We start from the raw sequence: 12,648 nt of genomic DNA, 5'->3' as shown, positions 1-12,648 counted from the left end.
CTTTTACGATCCGACTGACTCTTTCAACGATTTCTTCGGTATGATACGTACCTGCTTAATCATATTCTCCTGAACATCAAGAATATCAATCGCATAGTTGCCCACTTTTACCCGGGTGTTAGGTAACGGAATATCCTGTATCTCTTCAAGGATCATGCCGTTCACCGTACGGGCTTCATCTTCTGGTAACGTCCAGTTAAAGGCTTTGTTCAGCTCACGGATGTTGGCACTGCCTTCAACCAGCACTGAACCGTCATTCTGCGGTACCACTTCTTCCGCCAGAGTAGGGGACATCGAGGTGGTGAAGTCGCCGACAATCTCTTCAAGAATGTCTTCGATGGTCACCAGCCCTTTGATATCGCCATACTCATCCACCACCAGGCCAACCTTCTTCTTATTGCGCTGGAATTTAACCAGCTGCACGTTCAGCGGAGTGCCTTCAGGAACGTAATAAATTTCGTCCGCAGCGCGCAGCATGACTTCCTTGGTGAACTCTTTCTTCTCGGTCATCAGCCGATAGGCTTCGCGCACGCGCAGCATGCTGATGGTGTCATCAAGTGAGTCACGGTACAGCACGATGCGGCCATGAGGAGAGTGGGTCAGCTGGCGAACAATCGATTTCCAGTCATCATTGATATTAATGCCGGCAATCTCATTGCGGGGCACCATGATGTCATCGACGTTCACTTTTTCCAGATCCAGCACTGACAGCAGCATGTCCTGATTGCGACGGGACATCAGTGAGCGCGACTCATGCACGATGGTACGCAGCTCGTCTTTGCTTAATGCGCCGCTGATAGCCCCATCGCTTCTGATGCCCACCATGCTCATCAGCAGGCGCGTAATGGTGTTCAGCAACCACACCAGCGGCATCATCACGATCTGTAACGGGCCGAGCAGGAAGCTGCTGGGGAAAGCGACTTTTTCCGGATAGAGCGCAGCAATGGTTTTTGGCAGAACTTCAGAGAACACCAGTACTGCAAACGTCAGGATCCCGGTGGCGATGGCCACACCCGCATCGCCATATAGCCGCATGCCGACGATGGTGGCCAGCGCGGAGGCCAGAATATTCACCAGGTTATTGCCAATCAGCACCAGGCTGATCAGGCGGTCAGGACGACGCAGCAGTTTTTCAACACGACGAGCGGCACGGTTACCGTTTTTAGCCAGATGGCGAAGCTTATAGCGATTGAGGGTCATCATCCCCGTCTCGGAACCTGAGAAGTAGGCGGAGACAAAAATCATGATGACCAGAGTGATAATTAACGTGGTGGTTGAAACATGTTCCAACGAAGGAATTCCTTGTAGTGGAGGGTCATGAGGACAGGAAGTGCTGCAACATCCGGCTACCGAAGTACGCCATGGTCAGCAGAAAAGCCCCGCCGCAGTTGAACCAGGCTACGCGGCGACCGCGCCAGCCTTCGTGATAATGACCCCAAAGCAAAACGATATAGACGAACCAGGCAAGAATCGACAGCACGGCTTTGTCAACATTCTCGCGACTGAAAAGATCGTGCATGTAAAACAAGCCGGTGCAAAGCACCAGCGTCAGAAGCACCACGCCAACCTGAGTGATGTGGAACATCTTGCGCTCAATGGTCATCAACGGCGGGATATCACTGTTAAAGGCCAGCTTCTTGTTTTTCAGCAGATAGTCGATCCACGCCAGTTGTAAGGCATAGAGTGCGGCAATGATCAGCGTAGCATATGCAAACAGTGCCAGACCGATATGCACCATCATCCCCGGTGTGGTTTCGAGGTGGGTGATAAAGGCGTTGGGCACAAACGTGGCAAAGGCCAGGTTGATCAACGCAAAGCTGTACACAATCGGCAGCAGCATCCAGCCACGATTGCGTGAAGCGACGATGGTCATGATCGCGCAAATCAGCAGGCTGACCAGTGAGCCAATATTCAGCAGGCTAAGATTCTGGCCGCCGTCGATGGCAAAAATACGCTGTTCGAGCGCGACAGCGTGGCAAATCAGCGCGATTACAGCTGAGATTACCGCCAGGCGACGCCATCCACTTTGCTTGCGCAGCAGGCTGGGAATAATCAAAGCAAGGCTGAAGGAGTAGGCGAGTAGCGCCAGGATCGCAAAAACGGACATAGGTGTTGTCAGGTACCAGCCAGATGAGAAAAAAATCAGTATAGCGTCAGCGGCTGCTGGCTCCAAACGATCTCAACGCAGATGGCTGAGATCGCAGCGGCTTCATGTTATAATCCGTCCCATTGTGTCGCCTGGCGACCTCTCATTACGTTGAGCGAGAGACGATGTTTGATAATTTAACCGACAGATTGTCGCAATCCCTGCGCAATATCAGTGGCCGTGGACGGCTGACCGAAGACAACATTAAGGACACGCTGCGCGAAGTTCGCATGGCGTTACTTGAGGCGGACGTTGCGCTGCCGGTGGTGCGTGACTTTATCAACCGCGTAAAAGAGCGGGCGGTAGGTCAGGATGTAAATAAAAGCCTGACCCCAGGTCAGGAGTTCGTCAAGATCGTTCAGAGTGAACTGGTCGCGGCGATGGGCGCAGAAAATAACACGCTTAACCTGGCGGCGCAGCCTCCTGCCGTGGTGCTGATGGCTGGCCTGCAGGGTGCGGGTAAAACCACCAGTGTCGGTAAGCTGGGTAAATTCCTGCGCGAAAAGCACAAAAAGAAAGTGCTGGTCGTCTCTGCCGACGTTTATCGCCCGGCGGCGATCAAACAGTTGGAAACCCTGGCTGAACAGGTTGGCGTTGATTTCTGCCCATCCGATCTGAGCCAGAAGCCGGTTGATATCGTTAAGAATGCGTTACAGCAGGCTAAGCTGAAGTTCTACGACGTACTGCTGGTGGATACCGCCGGTCGTTTACACGTAGACGAAGCGATGATGGACGAAATCAAACAGGTTCACGCCGCGATTAACCCGGTAGAAACCCTGTTTGTGGTCGATGCGATGACCGGGCAGGATGCCGCCAATACAGCGAAAGCGTTTAACGAAGCGCTGCCGTTGACCGGTGTGATCCTGACCAAGGTGGACGGTGATGCCCGTGGCGGTGCTGCCCTGTCTATCCGTCAAATCACCGGCAAACCGATTAAATTTATGGGTGTGGGTGAAAAAACCGACGCTCTGGAGCCGTTCTACCCGGAACGTATTGCTTCCCGTATCCTTGGAATGGGCGATGTGCTGTCGCTGATTGAAGATATCGAAAGCAAAGTTGACCGTGCTCAGGCTGAAAAGCTGGCCAGCAAGCTCAAGAAGGGTGACGGCTTCGATCTGAACGACTTCCTCGATCAGCTCAAGCAGATGCGTAACATGGGTGGCATGGCCAGCCTGATGGGCAAACTGCCGGGCATGGGGCAACTGCCTGATAACGTGAAGTCGCAGATGGACGATAAAGTGCTGGTGCGCATGGAATCGATGATCAACTCCATGACGCGTAAAGAGCGCGAAAAGCCGGAGATCATCAAAGGTTCCCGCAAGCGCCGCATTGCAACCGGTTCAGGTATGCAGGTGCAGGACGTTAACCGCTTATTGAAGCAGTTTGACGACATGCAGCGCATGATGAAGAAGATGAAAAAGGGCGGTATGGCGAAGATGATGCGCGGCATGAAAGGTATGATGCCGCCGGGCTTCCCGGGCCGCTAAATCAGCCGAAAAGACAGGATGGCGAATTAGATTGCTTTTTGCGCCAAAATGAGTAAAATTTTCGGGCTTTTTATATTGCATTCGGGCCCCGTTCCCTCAATGGGGCCCGTGTGTTTTATTAACTCAAGAGGATGTTATGGTAACAATTCGTTTGGCACGTCACGGCGCTAAAAAGCGTCCGTTCTATCAGGTAGTCGTCACTGACAGCCGTAATGCTCGCAACGGTCGCTTCATCGAGCGCGTTGGTTTCTTCAACCCGATCGCATCTGGTCAGGCTGAAGCACTGCGTCTGGATCTGGACCGCATTGAGCACTGGGTTGGCCAGGGCGCTACTGTTTCTGACCGCGTTGGTGCGCTGGTCAAAGAAGCTAAGAAAGCAGCTTAATCTGTCACGGTGGTCAACATGAGCAAGCAACTCGCCGCGCGGTCTCCAGCTAACCCGTTAATTCTGGGGAAGATGGGATCAGCCTACGGTATCCGTGGTTGGCTCAAAGTGTTTTCCTCCACCGAAGATGCCGAAAGCATTTTTGACTATCAGCCGTGGTTTATCCAACGTGCGGGTCAATGGCAGCTTGTCGAGCTGGAAGGCTGGAAGCGCCACAATCAGGACATGATCATCAAAGTCAAAGGCATTGACGATCGTGATACTGCCGGTCTGCTGACGAATTGCGAAATTGTCGTGGACTCAGAGCAGTTGCCGGAACTGGACGGCGGCGATTACTACTGGAAAGACCTTATAGGTTGCCAGGTAGTCACCACTGAAGGTTATGAGCTGGGTAAAGTCACTGAGTTGATGGAAACCGGTTCGAACGACGTTCTCGTCGTACAGGCAAACCTGAAGGATGCATTCGGTGCGAAGGAGCGGTTAATTCCGTTCCTTGATGGACAGGTTATCAAGAATGTCGATCTCACTACCGGCACCATTGAAGTAGATTGGGATCCTGGTTTTTGAGCTCCGGACAAGACGGTATGGCACCAGCTTCATCGCTGTGGATTGGCGTTATCAGCCTGTTCCCAGAGATGTTCAGCGCGATTACCGATTACGGAGTAACTGGCCGGGCAGTAAAAAATGGCCTGCTCAGCATCCAGAGCTGGAGTCCTCGTGACTTCGCTCATGACCGGCACCGCACCGTGGACGAACGTCCATTCGGCGGCGGACCGGGGATGCTAATGATGGTTCAACCCTTACGGGATGCCATCCACGCAGCAAAAGCGGCGGCAGGAGAAGGCGCTAAGGTGATTTATCTTTCACCTCAGGGTCGCAAACTCGATCAAGATGGGGTTTGCGAGCTGGCGACCAACCAGAAACTGATTCTGGTATGTGGTCGTTATGAAGGGATTGATGAGCGCGTAATCAAAACCGAAATCGATGAAGAATGGTCGATTGGCGATTACGTACTCAGTGGTGGGGAGCTACCCGCAATGACGTTGATTGATTCAGTTGCCCGGTTTATTCCAGGCGTACTGGGTAAGCAGGCGTCAGCCGATGAAGATTCGTTCTCTAACGGTTTGCTGGATTGCCCACACTACACCCGACCTGAAGTGTTAGAAGGGATGGAGGTTCCGCCAGTTCTGCTGTCGGGCAACCATGCTGAAATTCGCCGTTGGCGCCTGAAACAGTCGTTGGGCCGTACCTGGCTAAGAAGACCTGAACTTCTGGAAAACCTGGCTCTGACTGAAGAGCAAGCAAAGTTGCTGAAGGAGTTCCAAAAGGAGCTTCGCTAAGCAACATAACGATGATGGGCATGCACGGCAATCGCCGCGCGCCTGAATATCAGTTTACCCAGGATAAGAGATTTAATTATGAGCAACATTATTAAGCAAATTGAACAAGAGCAGATGAAACAGGACGTACCTTCATTCCGTCCGGGTGATTCCGTGGAAGTGAAAGTATGGGTCGTTGAAGGTTCTAAGAAACGTCTGCAGGCATTCGAGGGCGTGGTTATCGCTATTCGTAACCGCGGTCTGCACTCTGCATTCACTGTTCGTAAAATTTCTAACGGCGAAGGTGTTGAGCGTGTATTCCAGACTCACTCACCGGTTATCGACAGCATTGCTGTGAAACGTCGTGGCGCCGTGCGTCAGGCTAAACTGTACTATCTGCGTGAGCGTACTGGTAAGTCTGCACGTATCAAAGAACGTTTGGGCGCTAAAGCAACTTCTTAAGTTAATAGCGAACAAGGGGCTGACCGAAAGGCGGCCCCTTTTTTTGTGCCTGAAATTTGCCTCACTGCTGTCGGTGAAAATGGTAGATGGCGGTGTTCACCGGACCGCTGTCCAGCACGATCAAACCGTATTTAATGCCGATAAACTCCGCGCCACACTTTAGCGCCACACCCCGGCTGGCCAGATTCTCTTCAACGGCCAGGATCTCCACAATCTCTCTTTCCGGACTTTGCCAGGCGAGATCGACCAGATACTGCACCGCGGAGCTCGCAATCCCCTGACGCTGTTCACTGCTACGCACCCAGTAGCCGATGGAACAATGATTCTGCTGATCTCTGGAGTAGCGTAACCCTGCGCCACCCAGCAAGCGCCCGTCTTCTGCGAACAGGCCCAGTTCATTGGCTTCCCCTTTATCCCGAAGCAGATGAGAGATGGCGAACCACTGGCGGGCTTCGGCTTCAGTGAATCCTGAGTGCGCCCACAGTAACCAGGGACGTAACGTATCCATTGAATCATTCACGGCCTGAGAGAATGCGGGAGCATCTTCATCACGGTAGGGGCGAAGCTGGATTTTCATTGCAGGCTCTCCTTTAGCGGGATTAATCCTTAGTTATCTTCATCATAGGTTATCATTTCAACATTCACGAACGAATCTTATGTCTGCCCGTGCCCTTTATGGACGTGCAGAAAACCTAGAGTGAACGGGATGGCACGAATAAAACAGGGGAAATTTCACATATCAGTGTAAAGTTAAGTGTACATATGATTTGTGGGTTAGGGGTGCACTAGGTTATTTATAGATATGATTTATATAGACTTATTTAAATAAGTTCAAAGGGTGATTGGTTGTGGTAATAAAAGTGTACATGCGTGGATTGAGTTTTGTATCGCATATGATACATTATCAATCACCCCATAGAGGGCTGACCTACGCATATCGAGAGAAACAGGATGACCATCATGCAAAAAGACGCGCTTAATAATGTCCATATCGCTGGCGAACAGATTCTGATCACGCCAGAAGAGTTAAAAAAACAGTTCCCGCTGAATGCAGCGCTGGAAGCGCAAATCACCGCTTCCCGCCAGACCATTGCCGATATCACCAGCGGCAAAGATCACCGTTTGTTGGTGGTTTGTGGCCCTTGCTCAATTCACGATACTGAAGCCGCGTTGGAATATGCTCGTCAGCTGAAAGGTCTCTCCGAGCAACTGAAGGATGAGTTGTACATCGTTATGCGTGTCTATTTTGAAAAACCTCGTACGACCGTTGGCTGGAAAGGTTTAATCAACGATCCGTACATGGATAACTCTTTCGATATGGAAGCCGGTCTGCACATTGCTCGCCGTCTGTTGTTGGACCTGGTTGAAATGGGCCTGCCGCTGGCGACCGAAGCGCTGGATCCTAACAGCCCGCAATACCTTGGCGATCTGTTCAGCTGGTCAGCAATTGGTGCGCGTACCACAGAATCTCAGACTCACCGCGAAATGGCATCGGGCTTATCCATGCCGGTTGGCTTTAAAAATGGCACTGACGGCAGCCTGGGCACGGCGATCAACGCCATGCGTGCGGCATCAATGCCTCACCGTTTTGTCGGCATCAATCAGAGTGGCCAGGTGTGCCTGTTGCAGACCCAGGGCAATCCGGATGGTCATGTGATCCTGCGTGGCGGCAAAAGCCCGAACTACGGCCCGGAAGATGTCGCGCAGTGTGAAAAAGAGATGCGTCAGGCGGGACTCCGTCCTTCCTTGATGATAGATTGCAGCCATGGCAATTCTAACAAAGATTTTCGTCGTCAGTCCGGCGTGGCTGAATCTGCGGTAGCGCAGATCAAAGACGGCAACCGTTCAATTATGGGCCTGATGCTGGAAAGCAATATTCACGAAGGCAACCAGTCTTCCGAGCAACCGCGCAGCGATATGCGCTACGGCGTTTCCGTTACTGATGCCTGCATCAACTGGGAAACCACGGAAACCTTGCTGCGTGAAATTCATCAGGACCTGAACGGAGTGCTGGCGGCGCGTCTGTCGCAAGAGGATTAATTATGGTGGCTGAACTGACCGCGCTACGCGATCAAATTGATGAAGTTGATAAAGCGCTGCTCGATCTGCTGGCCAAACGTCTGCACCTCGTCGCTGAAGTCGGCGAGGTAAAGAGCCGTTATGGATTACCGATTTATGTTCCAGAGCGTGAAGCCTCAATGCTGGCTTCACGCCGCAAAGAAGCTGAGTTGCTCGGTGTCCCGCCTGACCTGATCGAAGATATTCTTCGTCGGGTGATGCGTGAATCCTACACCAGCGAAAATGATAAAGGCTTTAAAACGCTGAATCCCGATCTGCGCCCGGTGGTGATTGTCGGTGGCAGAGGGCAGATGGGGCGTCTGTTTGAAAAGATGCTCACGCTGTCCGGCTATCAGGTGAAGATCCTTGATAAAGAAGACTGGGAACAGGCTGAGAGTATGCTGTCTGATGCCGGAATGGTGATCATCAGCGTACCGATCCACCTGACCGAGCAGGTGATTGCCGGGCTGCCGCCATTGCCTGACGACTGTATTCTGGTCGATCTGGCATCGGTAAAAAACAGTCCGTTGCAGGCGATGTTGGCGGCGCACAGCGGCCCGGTTTTAGGCCTGCACCCGATGTTTGGTCCGGACAGTGGAAGCCTGGCGAAACAGTTAGTGGTTTGGTGCGATGGCCGTCAGCCAGAGGCCTATCAATGGCTGCTGGAACAGATTCAGGTGTGGGGCGCGCGTCTACACCGCATCAGCGCGGTGGAACACGATCAGAACATGGCCTTTATTCAGGCGCTGCGTCACTTCGCAACCTTCGCTTATGGCTTACATCTGGCCGAAGAGAATGTGCAGCTCGAACAGCTGCTGGCGCTCTCCTCGCCAATCTACCGGCTGGAGTTGGCGATGGTGGGCAGGCTGTTTGCTCAGGACCCACAGTTGTATGCGGACATCATTATGTCGTCCGAGAACAATCTGGCGCTGATTAAACGTTACTACCAGCGATTCGGTGAAGCTATCAAGCTGCTGGAGCAGGGTGATAAGCAGGCGTTTATTACCAGCTTCCGCAAAGTGGAGCACTGGTTTGGCGATTATGCCCAACGCTTCATGCTGGAAAGCCGTACGCTGCTACGCCAGGCGAATGACAGCCGACCGTAATCTCTCCATTAAAAGGCCGGAAACGGCCTTTTTCTATTCACTGCAAAAACCCGCATCCTTAAATATCTGCTGAGCCCTGGCTGACAGTAGAAATGCTGCCAGTGGTTGCGCACGCTCCTGACACACGGCAAAAGCATAATCAGCCGTGATTTGCCAGGGCGCGGGAATGGATAGCGTCACCAGGTTTCCCTTCTCTTTCAGCAATGGCGCGTAGCTCTGATAGCCAATAAACATCTCAGCCTGTTTGGTATTCAGTAACCAGCTCGCAGCCAGTTCTCCGGCCGGGATGGCTGTGCTTTGCGGGCCACCAACCAGTGGCATCGCTCGCTGCTTTAACGCCCTGCCTTCTCCGGGATGCGTCGCGTCAATACGATCAAAAAGCTGCCAGGTATAATCGCCTGACGGATCGCTTAATGGCGTGGACGTTGCCAGGCGCAAGTGCGGATCCCGCAACAGATCTAACCAGTCACGACCTTGTTCAGCCAGCGTAGCGGTAACGCTCAGACAGAGTTGATTGTGGGTAAACAGGGCGGTATGGATTGCCTGTCCTTTCTCAACCAAAGTCTGAGGATGGGCTGAGTTGGCTGACGCAAACAGATCGCAGGCTTCGCCCTGTTCGATGCGTTGCAACAGCAGGCCAGCAGGACCAAAATCAGTCGTCACGCTGATGCCACTTTCCCGTTCGAATGCCGTCATTAATCTGGGCCAGACCACCCGCAGGCTGCCGGCCGCTAAGACCGTTATGCTGCACATCAATTACCGCCAACGTAGTGAGTACGGTAGAAACGTTGATACCAGCTGTCGGCTCTTTTCTGCATATCGACATCGCTGAATTTTTCAGGATACAGCTTCTTCGCCATCCACAGTTCGCCCAGTGCCAGCGCTTCCGGCATTGGATAACCCCAGGCCTTTGCATAATCAGGCATCAGATAAACGCGGTGATTTTTTACCGCATCTACGGCTTGCCAGGCTGGCTGCTGATTGATCTCATCGATCACTTTTGGGTAACGGTCCTGTACAAAGATCACCTGCGGGTTCCAGGCGATGATTTGCTCCATCGAGACCTGCTTGAAGCCTTTGACCGTGGCTGCCGCGACGTTCAACGCACCGGCATGTGCCATCATCAACCCGGTGTATTTTCCGGAACCATAAGTCGTCAGATCCGGATTGGCCATATAAGCGCGGATCCGCCGTTCGGCAGGAATGTCTTTCAGTCGATCCGCCGTTTGCTGGCGCTCGTCAAAGGTCGCTTTAATCAGCGCTTCGGCCTGTGGCTGATGGTTTACCACCTCACCGATCAATCTGATCCCGTCCTTCAGGCCCCGGTTATAAGCCTGATCTTCGTTCTGTAACTGAGGGTTCAGTTCACCTTGCTGTTTCTCATCACCGCTACGCAGTGAAATCGCAATCACCGCAATGCCAAGGTTTTGGATCTGGTCGATCATCTCTTTTGGGGCGTAGTTGGTGACAAAAACTACCTGCGGATGCAGTGCGACCAATTTCTCCACGTCAACATGCGTCAGATCGCCCAGCGCAGGAATGGTGGCCAGCTGCGGGACCAGACGCTGATAGCCGTCTCCTAACTGTTGTTTCCAGTTACCCAGAATGCCAACCATGGTATTGGTCGCGTCGAGCTGGACTAACAGATTCAGCGTCTGATGCTGCAGAACCACCACGCGATCGACACGATCCGGGATGGTGATCTGCCGGCCTAACTGATCGGTGACCTGACGGGCAGCCTGGGAGCAAAAAGGAGCAAGGACGAGTAGGGTGGTAAAAGCAGCAGTCTTGAAGGCGCGCAACATGGTGATTCCCTGAGTAACGTTATATAAAGCATAATATAGCGTTAGGTCGAAAGGAGACAATGATTCTGCGCAAACAAGTCGAGGAGGCATCGGCCGGGGTTGAGATGGCCGATGCCTGGAAGGCGTTAAAGCTTATTCAGGTTCAACCGGGATAACGTTTTCGCTCGGGTAGCAACCCAGCACTTTCAGGGAACGGGTAATCGGCGTCAGCTCTTTCAATGCCTGCTGAACCTCATCGGAACGCAGGTTGCCCTGGAAATCGATATAAAACATCTCTTCCCATGGATTGCCGTTGATGGGACGGGATTCCAGCTTACTCATCACCAGGTTGTGCTGACGCAGAACCAGCAGGGCTTCTACCAGCGCACCCGCTTGCTGGCCGGTTGCCATAATCAGCGTGGTTTTAGCGGGAACCTGCGGCGTCACTTCTACCGGTTTGCGGGCGAGGATAATGAAGCGGGTGATATTTTGCTTCTGATTCGCCAGGTTACGTTCCAGTACCTGCAGCCCATAAAGATCTCCGCCTGCTTCGCTGCCAATGGCGGCAACTTTAGGCGAGTTCATTGCGGCGACTTTTTCCATTGCGGCAGCCGTGCTTTCGGTGTACTCAATTTTCCAGTGCGGATAGCGATTAATGAACTGGCTACACTGCTGGAAAGGCTGAGGATGACTGTAAACCGTCTCGATTTGTTGCAGATCGGTGCTGCCGTTGACCAGTACGCAGTGATCGATCGGAATGGTCATCTCGCCGACAATTGAAAGGCTGGTCAGCTGTAGCAGGTCATAGACATCGTTGATCGAGCCGGAGCTGGTATTTTCAATCGGCAATACCGCATAGTCCGCCTGGCCGGTTTCGACCTGATTAAAGATGTCCTGGAATTTCAGACAGCCGCTTTCGATAAACGTCTCGAAATGGCGCGCGGCGTAGTTGCGTGCAGCCAGATGGGAGTAAGAACCTTTCGGGCCGAGGAAGGCAACGCGTGCGGATTGAGCCGTGGTCTTATTGAGGTGCTTTTGCAGCAGGGCTTGCTGCGTCAGCACCGAGTCTTCGATAATCAGCTGAAACAGACGCGTGATGTAATGCGCGTCCAGCTTGTGGCCTTTGCCAAGGGTAATCAGATGCTCAAGCAGGTCTCGCTCGCGGTCGATGTCGCGGATAGGGCGATGTGTTGCCATCTTCGCCGTTGCAACCTCAATCGCCAGCGCCCGGCGTTGAGCAAGCATATTCAGCAGTTGTTCATCCAGCGCGCTGATTTTATCGCGCAGGCCGAGCAGGGGATTCTCAGGGGTCATAAGGCTACCTGTCAGATGTTCATAAAAAAAAAGCCTCCCGCTGGGGAGGCTTTGTAGTTCGTCTTCGCATTCATTCTTACACGACGAATTGCCTCCCAATCAGGGGAAGGTAAAGAAGGTAAAAAAGAATGCGAAGAAGAACGGTCGTTTGTGCATTGTGCTATCCAGAACCGGAGAGCGTTTAAAGTAACCGCTGCAATTTATTTCTGTCAATAAAAAACGCGCCCTGAGGCGCGTTATCTTCCTTTTGACGTCTATTCCTGATCGATGATGCTCAGGTCTTTCACACTGGCATTGGCGCGGCGCGCTTCACCTTTATGCTGAACCTTGTTCAGCTGGCGTTCCAGTTTTCCGATCAGATCATTGATAGCCGTATACATATCATCATGCTTCGCGCTGGCGACCAGCGGGCCATTTGGCGTATTGATGGTGGCATCAGCGACAAATTCCTTCGGCTCCTTTGAAAGAACGATATGGGGTTTTATCAGGTCAGTTTGCCATTTTTCGAGCTTGGCGAGACGGTCTTCGACATGTTGGCGGATAGCCGGAGTGATTTCCATGTGCTTGCTGGTAATGTTCAGAACCAT

Annotated in this window: 14 protein-coding genes and 1 other annotated feature; of the genes, 7 read left to right on the top strand and 7 right to left on the bottom strand. The window is 52.6% G+C overall.

Features of this window, described 5'->3' with window-relative positions:
* Nucleotides 1-3: 3 nt before the first annotated feature.
* Together E2F51_RS01870 and E2F51_RS01865 are read right to left on the bottom strand one after the other, a co-directional pair.
* Entirely contained in the window at nucleotides 4-1,290 is a 1,287-nt protein-coding gene (locus E2F51_RS01870) for an HlyC/CorC family transporter (RefSeq protein WP_041692104.1), read from the bottom strand.
* A 25-nt stretch (nucleotides 1,291-1,315) separates the two neighbouring features.
* Complete coding sequence (locus E2F51_RS01865; protein ID WP_134822602.1) at nucleotides 1,316-2,107, bottom strand: inner membrane protein YpjD; 792 nt, start codon at nucleotides 2,105-2,107, stop codon at nucleotides 1,316-1,318.
* Nucleotides 2,108-2,271: 164 nt separating this feature from the next.
* On the opposite strand from E2F51_RS01865, the gene ffh reads away from it, so the two are divergent.
* From ffh to rplS, 5 genes are all read left to right on the top strand, one after another.
* On the top strand, nucleotides 2,272-3,633 hold the full coding sequence (ffh, locus tag E2F51_RS01860; protein ID WP_013203489.1) for a signal recognition particle protein: 1,362 nt from the start codon (nucleotides 2,272-2,274) through the stop codon (nucleotides 3,631-3,633).
* A 136-nt stretch (nucleotides 3,634-3,769) separates the two neighbouring features.
* On the top strand, nucleotides 3,770-4,018 hold the full coding sequence (rpsP, locus tag E2F51_RS01855; RefSeq protein WP_013203488.1) for a 30S ribosomal protein S16: 249 nt from the start codon (nucleotides 3,770-3,772) through the stop codon (nucleotides 4,016-4,018).
* 18 nt (nucleotides 4,019-4,036) lie between these two features.
* Nucleotides 4,037-4,585, top strand: a complete 549-nt coding sequence (gene rimM, locus E2F51_RS01850) for a ribosome maturation factor RimM (protein WP_041692103.1) — start codon at nucleotides 4,037-4,039, stop codon at nucleotides 4,583-4,585.
* Between the two features lie 17 nt (nucleotides 4,586-4,602).
* The gene (gene trmD, locus E2F51_RS01845; RefSeq protein WP_013203486.1) at nucleotides 4,603-5,358 is read left to right on the top strand and encodes a tRNA (guanosine(37)-N1)-methyltransferase TrmD; all 756 of its coding nucleotides are present in this window, start codon (nucleotides 4,603-4,605) and stop codon (nucleotides 5,356-5,358) included.
* Between the two features lie 78 nt (nucleotides 5,359-5,436).
* Complete coding sequence (rplS, locus tag E2F51_RS01840; RefSeq protein ID WP_013203485.1) at nucleotides 5,437-5,799, top strand: 50S ribosomal protein L19; 363 nt, start codon at nucleotides 5,437-5,439, stop codon at nucleotides 5,797-5,799.
* A 61-nt stretch (nucleotides 5,800-5,860) separates the two neighbouring features.
* On the opposite strand, the gene E2F51_RS01835 is transcribed toward rplS, so the two are convergent.
* On the bottom strand, nucleotides 5,861-6,376 hold the full coding sequence (locus E2F51_RS01835; RefSeq protein WP_134822601.1) for a GNAT family N-acetyltransferase: 516 nt from the start codon (nucleotides 6,374-6,376) through the stop codon (nucleotides 5,861-5,863).
* A 383-nt stretch (nucleotides 6,377-6,759) separates the two neighbouring features.
* Between E2F51_RS01835 and E2F51_RS01830 the strand changes: the two genes are divergently transcribed.
* Together E2F51_RS01830 and tyrA are read left to right on the top strand one after the other, a co-directional pair.
* Entirely contained in the window at nucleotides 6,760-7,839 is a 1,080-nt protein-coding gene (locus E2F51_RS01830; RefSeq protein ID WP_134822600.1) for a 3-deoxy-7-phosphoheptulonate synthase, read from the top strand.
* 2 nt (nucleotides 7,840-7,841) lie between these two features.
* On the top strand, nucleotides 7,842-8,963 hold the full coding sequence (gene tyrA, locus E2F51_RS01825) for a bifunctional chorismate mutase/prephenate dehydrogenase (RefSeq protein WP_134822599.1): 1,122 nt from the start codon (nucleotides 7,842-7,844) through the stop codon (nucleotides 8,961-8,963).
* Nucleotides 8,964-8,996: 33 nt separating this feature from the next.
* Here the strand turns inward: tyrA and E2F51_RS01820 are convergent, their stop codons facing one another.
* The 4 genes from E2F51_RS01820 to raiA form a co-directional block, all read right to left on the bottom strand.
* Complete coding sequence (locus tag E2F51_RS01820; protein ID WP_134822598.1) at nucleotides 8,997-9,716, bottom strand: substrate-binding domain-containing protein; 720 nt, start codon at nucleotides 9,714-9,716, stop codon at nucleotides 8,997-8,999.
* Entirely contained in the window at nucleotides 9,716-10,768 is a 1,053-nt protein-coding gene (locus tag E2F51_RS01815) for an ABC transporter substrate-binding protein (protein ID WP_134822597.1), read from the bottom strand. The genes E2F51_RS01820 and E2F51_RS01815 overlap by 1 nt, the downstream gene beginning before the upstream one ends.
* Before the next feature lie 132 nt (nucleotides 10,769-10,900).
* Nucleotides 10,901-12,061 carry a bifunctional chorismate mutase/prephenate dehydratase gene (gene pheA / locus E2F51_RS01810; protein ID WP_053143930.1) on the bottom strand — a complete coding sequence of 387 codons (1,161 nt, stop codon included), beginning with the start codon at nucleotides 12,059-12,061 and terminating at the stop codon, nucleotides 10,901-10,903.
* Nucleotides 12,062-12,084: 23 nt separating this feature from the next.
* Nucleotides 12,085-12,218 (bottom strand) — a sequence feature (Phe leader region).
* Between the two features lie 97 nt (nucleotides 12,219-12,315).
* Complete coding sequence (gene raiA, locus E2F51_RS01805; RefSeq protein ID WP_013203478.1) at nucleotides 12,316-12,648, bottom strand: ribosome-associated translation inhibitor RaiA; 333 nt, start codon at nucleotides 12,646-12,648, stop codon at nucleotides 12,316-12,318.

Source organism: Erwinia sp. QL-Z3 (assembly GCF_004551645.1).
GTDB lineage: Bacteria > Pseudomonadota > Gammaproteobacteria > Enterobacterales > Enterobacteriaceae > Erwinia > Erwinia billingiae.
The sequence above is the reverse complement of the archived record's forward strand: the minus strand, read 5'-3'. Positions and strand labels throughout refer to the sequence as shown.

What these genes read in the sequence shown, in the direction of transcription:
- E2F51_RS01865 (WP_134822602.1), bottom strand. Translation starts at nt 2,107, where the DNA reads ATGTCCGTTTTTGCGATCCTGGCGCTACTCGCCTACTCCTTCAGCCTT.
- ffh (WP_013203489.1), top strand. Translation starts at nt 2,272, where the DNA reads ATGTTTGATAATTTAACCGACAGATTGTCGCAATCCCTGCGCAATATC.
- rpsP (WP_013203488.1), top strand. Translation starts at nt 3,770, where the DNA reads ATGGTAACAATTCGTTTGGCACGTCACGGCGCTAAAAAGCGTCCGTTC.
- rimM (WP_041692103.1), top strand. Translation starts at nt 4,037, where the DNA reads ATGAGCAAGCAACTCGCCGCGCGGTCTCCAGCTAACCCGTTAATTCTG.
- trmD (WP_013203486.1), top strand. Translation starts at nt 4,603, where the DNA reads ATGGCACCAGCTTCATCGCTGTGGATTGGCGTTATCAGCCTGTTCCCA.
- rplS (WP_013203485.1), top strand. Translation starts at nt 5,437, where the DNA reads ATGAGCAACATTATTAAGCAAATTGAACAAGAGCAGATGAAACAGGAC.
- E2F51_RS01835 (WP_134822601.1), bottom strand. Translation starts at nt 6,376, where the DNA reads ATGAAAATCCAGCTTCGCCCCTACCGTGATGAAGATGCTCCCGCATTC.
- E2F51_RS01830 (WP_134822600.1), top strand. Translation starts at nt 6,760, where the DNA reads ATGCAAAAAGACGCGCTTAATAATGTCCATATCGCTGGCGAACAGATT.
- tyrA (WP_134822599.1), top strand. Translation starts at nt 7,842, where the DNA reads ATGGTGGCTGAACTGACCGCGCTACGCGATCAAATTGATGAAGTTGAT.
- E2F51_RS01820 (WP_134822598.1), bottom strand. Translation starts at nt 9,716, where the DNA reads ATGTGCAGCATAACGGTCTTAGCGGCCGGCAGCCTGCGGGTGGTCTGG.
- E2F51_RS01815 (WP_134822597.1), bottom strand. Translation starts at nt 10,768, where the DNA reads ATGTTGCGCGCCTTCAAGACTGCTGCTTTTACCACCCTACTCGTCCTT.
- pheA (WP_053143930.1), bottom strand. Translation starts at nt 12,061, where the DNA reads ATGACCCCTGAGAATCCCCTGCTCGGCCTGCGCGATAAAATCAGCGCG.
- raiA (WP_013203478.1), bottom strand. Translation starts at nt 12,648, where the DNA reads ATGGTTCTGAACATTACCAGCAAGCACATGGAAATCACTCCGGCTATC.